4 protein-coding genes are annotated in these 7054 nt (G+C 47.4%); 3 read left to right on the forward strand and 1 reads right to left on the reverse strand.

What is annotated here, in order from left to right:
- Positions 1-213 precede the first annotated feature (213 nt).
- On the reverse strand, positions 214-1494 hold the full coding sequence (eno, locus tag ABUA47_RS21565) for a phosphopyruvate hydratase (RefSeq protein WP_005831501.1): 1281 nt from the start codon (positions 1492-1494) through the stop codon (positions 214-216).
- Positions 1495-1858: 364 nt separating this feature from the next.
- Here eno and ABUA47_RS21570 point away from each other — a divergent pair, with 364 nt between their 5' ends.
- The 3 genes from ABUA47_RS21570 to ABUA47_RS21580 are packed head-to-tail and all read left to right on the forward strand — an operon-like array spanning position 1859 to position 6829.
- A complete protein-coding gene (locus ABUA47_RS21570; protein ID WP_229126640.1) occupies positions 1859-4165 on the forward strand; it encodes a TonB-dependent receptor in 2307 nt (768 codons plus the stop codon).
- A 43-nt stretch (positions 4166-4208) separates the two neighbouring features.
- Positions 4209-5612 carry a DUF4374 domain-containing protein gene (locus ABUA47_RS21575; RefSeq protein WP_005831492.1) on the forward strand — a complete coding sequence of 468 codons (1404 nt, stop codon included), beginning with the start codon at positions 4209-4211 and terminating at the stop codon, positions 5610-5612.
- A 35-nt stretch (positions 5613-5647) separates the two neighbouring features.
- Positions 5648-6829, forward strand: coding sequence for a PepSY-associated TM helix domain-containing protein (locus ABUA47_RS21580; RefSeq protein WP_005832435.1), 1182 nt, complete (start codon positions 5648-5650; stop codon positions 6827-6829).
- Positions 6830-7054: the final 225 nt, after the last annotated feature.

Genomic DNA, 7054 nt, shown 5'->3' on the forward strand with positions numbered 1-7054 from the left:
ATAATTAAACATATGTCGGACGATAATGTAACGACTGTCGGACGAATAGTCTTTAGTCAATGAAACATTAACCTGCTACCATCTTGGAAAGAATCTTTCCTATAGAGGATAGTAGGGGATGACTTTTGCAAAGATATAGACGATTCTTTAATAAAAATAGCGCCTTTTCCCAAAGACGCTATTCCCTCTTTATGACTTATTCACTACAAAGGGTTATTTTATTCTTTTGTAGCCATAGACAGCAAGGTTACCCAGTTCTTCTTCGATGCGCAATAGTTGGTTGTACTTCGCCATGCGGTCGGAGCGGCTCAGAGAACCGGTCTTGATTTGTCCGCTGTTGGTGGCAACGGCAATGTCTGCAATGGTGGCGTCCTCGGTTTCGCCGGAACGGTGAGAAGTCACTGTGGTATAACCGTGGCGGTGTGCCATTTCGATAGCATCCAGCGTTTCACTGAGTGAACCGATTTGATTGACTTTGATAAGGATGGAATTGGCGCAGCCCATGGCAATACCTTTTTCAAGGAATTCCACGTTAGTCACGAACAGGTCGTCGCCAACCAGCTGGCAACGGTTGCCGATGCGTTCGGTCAACTTCTTCCAGCCTTCCCAGTCGTTTTCGCTCATGCCATCCTCGATGGAGTCAATCGGGTAGTTATTAATCAAATCTTCCAAGTAAGCTATTTGTTCGTCGGCAGTACGTTTTTTACCATTTTCGCCTTCAAAGATGGAGTAGTCATAGATACCGTTCTTAAAGAACTCGGATGAGGCACAGTCCATACCGATTTTCACATCCTTGCCCGGTTCGTAGCCGGCAGCCTTGATGGCGCTCATGATGGAGTCCAGCGCATCTTCTGTTCCTGCCAGTGCCGGTGCAAAACCGCCTTCGTCACCTACGGCAGTGCTGAGGCCGCGGTCGTGCAACACTTTTTTCAAGGCGTGGAATACTTCGGCTCCCATGCGCAGGCCTTCACGGAAGGAAGAGGCGCCTACCGGCCGAATCATAAATTCTTGGAAAGCGATAGGAGCGTCGCTGTGTGAACCTCCATTGATGATATTCATCATCGGGACCGGCATTACGTAGGTATTTACTCCACCGATATATCTGTATAAAGGTATATCGAGATAATTGGCAGCGGCTTTGGCTACTGCCAGTGAGACACCCAGAATGGCGTTGGCACCCAGCTTGGATTTGGTAGGCGTGCCGTCCAACTCAAGCATCTTGTGGTCGATGGTACGCTGTTCCAGTGACGACCAGCCAATCAGTGCCGGTGCGATTATCTTGTTGACGTTTTCTACTGCTTTTAGTGTACCTTTACCACCGTAGCGTTGCTTGTCGCCATCGCGAAGTTCCAGCGCTTCGTGCTCGCCGGTAGAAGCACCGGAAGGCACTGCTGCGCGTCCCATAACACCGCATTCCAGAATAACGTCCACTTCTACTGTGGGATTGCCGCGTGAATCAAGGATTTCACGGGCTACAATCTTTTCAATTTTCATACTTAAACTTTAATAATTTATTGTCCGTTGTCTTGTTTTAATTTGCAGCAAAGGTCGTACAAAAAGGCATATTGGGCAATACCTATAAATAGGGGTTTTTCATTTCCCGGCTCCTCTTTTTTTAGATTTATTATTGATAATACCTATCAATGGTGATTGCATAATATGATATATACGATAAATCCACTCCATATAATTACCTACAATAAGTGATTGCACAGCTGGCTGTTAATAATGACCTTTGCACCGGTTTACTAACAACATTATAATTATTATAAAATTGAAAGCATATACACTTAAATTCTCGCTGCTGTTTTTCCTTCTGTTGGCTTCTCTGTCTGTACATGCGCAGAGGAGAGGAGGGATGATTTCGGGTAGAATCATTTCTACGGAAAAAGAAACGGTGGATTTTGCGACTGTTTATCTGAAAGGGACGAGTTATGGAGGAACCACGAATCAGGAAGGCCTCTATCACATCAAGGCGCCTGCCGGCGACTATACGCTGGTGGTGTCTGCCGTAGGTTATACAAAGGTGGAGAAAAAGGTGAAACTGGTCAATGATGAGCGGATGAAGCTGAACATAACCATCGCTCCCGAAACGCAACAGCTGGACGAGGTGACTATCGTTTCTACCGGAGTAAGCCGGGTGAAGAGGTCGGCATTCAATGCTGTGGCAGTCGATACAAAGGAACTCCAGAACACCACGAAGAATCTGAGCGATGCCTTGACCAAGGCTCCGGGCATGAAACTCCGTGAGTCGGGTGGGGTAGGTTCGGATATGCAGTTGATGCTGGACGGTTTTAGCGGAAAGCACGTCAAGGTGTTCATTGACGGTGTGCCGCAGGAAGGTGTGGGAAGCTCCTTCAGCCTGAACAATATTCCGGTGAGCTTTGCCGACCGTATAGAGGTATATAAAGGTGTGGTTCCCGTAGGTTTCGGAACGGATGCCATTGGAGGTGTCATCAACATCGTTACCAACAAGAAACGCCGGAACTGGTTCCTGGATGCTTCTTATTCTTACGGCTCGTTCAATACCCACCGCTCATACGTTAACTTCGGACAGACTTTCAAGAACGGTTTCAGCTATGAAATCAATGCCTTTCAAAACTACTCGGACAACGATTATCATGTAGATGTGCCGGTAAAGGATTTTGAGACGGGCAGTTTCAACGAAAGTGAGAAGGTGCGCGTGAAGCGTTTCAATGATACTTACCACAACGAAGCCATTGTGGCCAAAGCGGGTATTGTGGACAAAAGTTGGGCAGACCGGCTGATGTTCGGTTTCACCTATTCGCACATGTACAAGGACATACAGACCGGTGTACGCCAGAAGACAGTCTTCGGAGAAAAGCACCGCTTCGGCCATTCACTAATGCCTTCGATGGAATACAGCAAACGCAACTTGATAATCAAGGGGCTGGATATGGTGTTGACAGCCAACTACAATCGCAATGCCACTACGAATGTGGATACTGCCCGCTATGAATACAACTGGCTTGGTGAGAAACATCCGCTGAACAGTCCCGGCGAACAGTCCCGCCAGTATTCCCGTGCCGATAATGACAATTGGAACGGTACATTGACCTTGAATTACCGCATTGCCAGAGTCCACATGCTGACTTTCAATCATGTGTTGAGTGCATTCCAGCGTGATAATACTTCACTGTTGGCGGTGGAAGAACAGACGGATGCCATTGCCAAGCAGACCCGCAAGAATATCTCCGGTTTGTCATACCGCCTGATGCCTTCCGAAAAGTGGAACTTCTCGGCATTCGGCAAATACTACCGCCAGTATGTGGCAGGACCTATGGCCGAGGATGATATCGGTAGTAATTATGTACGCACCAGCCGTACGGTAGACTCTTGGGGATATGGTGCTGCCGGAACCTACTTCATCCTGCCCGGTTTGCAGGCGAAGCTCTCTTATGAAAAAGCTTACCGCCTGCCCACTATCGAAGAGATGTTTGGTGACGAAGACCTGGAGAGTGGAGACATCGGCATCCGTCCCGAGAAAAGTGACAACATCAACTTGAACCTGAGTTATTCCCGGAGTTTTGGAAAACATTCTGTCTACGTGGAAGGCGGTGTGGTATACCGCAATACGAAGGATTATATCCAGCGCAATATCCAGGACTTGAGCGGAGGAAAAGAAGGGGCCACTTATACCAACTACGGCAAGGTGCTGACGAAGGGATACAATGTATCGGCACGCTATGGCTTCGGACGCTGGCTGAGTGTGGGCGGCAACTTCACGCAGATGAATGTGCGTGACAATGAGAAGATGCAAATCGGCAGTACCGGCAACTCTGTGGAAAATCTCGGTTACAAGGCACGCATTCCCAATGTGCCCTATCAGTTTGCTGATTTTGACGTAAACTTCTATTGGCGCGACCTCTGGAAGAAAGGGAATATGCTGTCCGTGACTTACGACAACCAGTACATGCACAGCTTCTCCTACTATTCGCAGGCCATCGGTAGCAAGAACAAGGATTTCATGGTACCCGACCAGTTCTCCCATAACCTGACATTGAGCTATAGTCTGAAGAATGGCCGCTATAATATCTCGTTTGAATGCCGCAACTTCACGAACGAGGATTTGTACGACAATTTCAGTCTTCAGAAAGCCGGGCGTGCGTTCTATGGCAAGGTACGTGTACATTTTGGTGATTAATAAATATAATGGTTTTAATAGGTGTAATTAATAAGAAGAACAAATGAAGAAGAATTATCTTTTGTCCGGCCTCTTGGCAATGGCAATGACCGGAATGGCTTTAATTTCTTGTACAGACACAGACGAACCGGGTTCCGGCTCCGGTTCCGGTTCAAAGGGTAACTATGTGATAGCTGCCACGGCTACAGTTTCAGGTAGCTCCGTTCCTGTCCTGCTGACAGCCGAGTCACTGGAAAGCGGTGAAATTACTGCTGCCGGCAATGGCCTTGTGAACGATGGGGCTACTTACTGGGTGTTCTACGGAAACAAATATCTGTATGCCTTGAACTATCACCAGGGAAATGCAGGCACTACCCAGTCGTTCATTATGAATACAAACGGTGAACTGGAAAAACGTAGCCAGGAGTATAACGTCAATCGTTTCACTACCTACGGCTATTATGACCAATTTATAATGACGACTTCTACCGGCGACGGCCCTACGGAACTGAATGATGCAAATGGATATACTCCCCAATCTTTTTTGATTTCCTATCTGGATGTCGAGAAACAGACTTATACAAAGAACTCGGTAACAAAGGATACTCCATTTCTTGCCGAAAATTTCCTTGAAAATGGTGAATACGTAACACTGGCCGGTATAGAACAAGTGGGCAGTAAGGTTTATGCAGCAGCCATTCCCATGGGGCTTAGCCAGTATGGTTGCATGCAGAAGAACGAAGACGGTAGCTACAAGTGGGTGCTTTCCGGTAATGAGGATTTAATAAAGACAGAATCCGGCGGGCAGGGTAGCGGTGCCTATGAGAAGGACGAATTGCAATGGACCCAGTATCCTAATGAATGCCATATCGCTATCTTTGGTGATCAGACACTGAATTCTCATAAGGTCATCACTACAGACAAAATCAGTTATGCTGCCGGACGTAACCGTTCACAGTACTACCAGATGAACTGGCTTGCCGACGACGGCTATGTATATGTATTTTCTCCGAGCTATGCCAAGACCATGAGTGATTCGCGTCAGCAGACTACATTGCCTGCTGGAGTTGTACGCATCGATACCAAAGCAGAAGAATTTGATGCCGCTTATTACTATAATCTTGAAGAGAAAGCCAATGGCGCCTCTTTCTTGCGGACTTGGTATATTTCAGGTAATTATTTCCTGCTGCTGATGTATGATAAGGCAATTACGGCATCAGACAAGGTTGCCAACCAACTTGCCGTCTTCAATGCCTCCACTGGAGCTTTGACTTATGTGAACGGCCTTCCAAGCGATGTCTCTGGCTTTGGTAATACCCCGTACATGGAAAATGGCAACGCATATGTGGCAGTCACTACCTCTTCCGGCTATCCTGCCATCTATAAGGTAGACCCTGCCAATGCAACAGCTACCAAAGGTCTGGTTGTCAATGCAACCCAACTGAACGGTGTAGGTAAACTGGAATAAAGGTTCTGATATGAAATGAATAAGAGAACATACTTATGAAGAAAATTTTCAGTAAGATACATTTATGGCTTTCAGTCCCCTTCGGACTGTTGATTACCCTTATCTGCTTCTCCGGTGCCATGCTGGTATTCGAGACGGAAGTGATGGAGCTTTGCCGCCGCGACCTCTACTATGTAGAAAAAGCCGGACCGGCACCGCTTCCCATGAGCCGGTTGGCCGAAAAAGTAGCCGCTACTTTGCCGGATAGTGTCTCTGTGACGGGTATCACTGCATCGTCCAATCCGGAACGTGCCTGGCAGGTGAATCTTTCCAAACCTCGTCGTGCCTCCGTCTATGTGGACCAGTACACGGGTGAGGTGAAGGGCCGGTATGAGCGTGCGCCGTTTTTCATGACCATGTTCCGCCTGCACCGCTGGCTGTTGGACAGCATGAAGCCCGATGGAAGTATCTTCTGGGGGAAAATGATTGTGGGCACTGCCACACTGATGCTTGTCTTTGTGCTGCTGTCAGGCGTTGTCATCTGGTGGCCCCGTACAAAAAAGGCTTTAAAGAACAGTCTGAAGATTGTTGCCGGTAAAGGTTGGCGCCGGTTCTGGTACGACCTGCATGTGGCAGGCGGCATGTACACGCTGATTTTTCTGTTGGCGATGGCACTTACGGGACTGACATGGTCTTTCTCCTGGTATCGCACCGGCTTCTACAAAGTTTTTGGAGTGGAAACCATGCAAGGGGGTGGAGGACATGGTGCTCAGGCACAAACTGCTGCCCACGGAGGAGATAGGGCTCAAGGCAGGTCTGGTGGCGAGAATCGTGAAAGAAAGCCTTTCTCTCCTTTTGCAAACTGGCAGAAGGTTTACGAAGAACTGAAGGAGCTTAGTCCTGATTATAAACAGATAACCGTATCGCGTGGCTCTGCTACAGTCTCCTTCAATCGGTTGGGCAACCGTCGTGCTGCCGACCGCTATACGTTCAATCCCCGTAATGGTGAAATCACCGGGACTACCTTATATAAGGATGCCGACACTTCCGGGAAAATCCGTGGCTGGATATACTCCGTCCATGTAGGCAGTTGGGGAGGATGGGCCACCCGCATCTTGAGCTTTCTGGCCGCTTTGATTGGCGCAAGCCTGCCGTTGACGGGCTATTATCTTTGGATTCGAAGATTGGTCCGGAAGAGTGGCAGAAAAGTGAATGTTCAATTAAAGAAAGCAGCTTAAAAAAAGCAGGCAGTTTTATAAAAGGATGAAGATGTCCACAAGATGCGCAGGCGTGCGTGTTTTGTGGACATCTTCATATAGGTATGCGTGAGAATGAATGCTTTATTAAAAATACCGAAAAATAAATGGAAAAATGTAATCATGATTACACTTTTTTAGATTGTAACTGCCTATTTTTGCTGAAAATATTCATTTTATGGCGAAGTTACCAATCATAAGTAAACT

This window comes from Bacteroides sp. RTP31139st1_H2_RTP31139_211217 (assembly GCF_040227615.1).
GTDB classification, from domain to species: domain Bacteria; phylum Bacteroidota; class Bacteroidia; order Bacteroidales; family Bacteroidaceae; genus Bacteroides; species Bacteroides uniformis.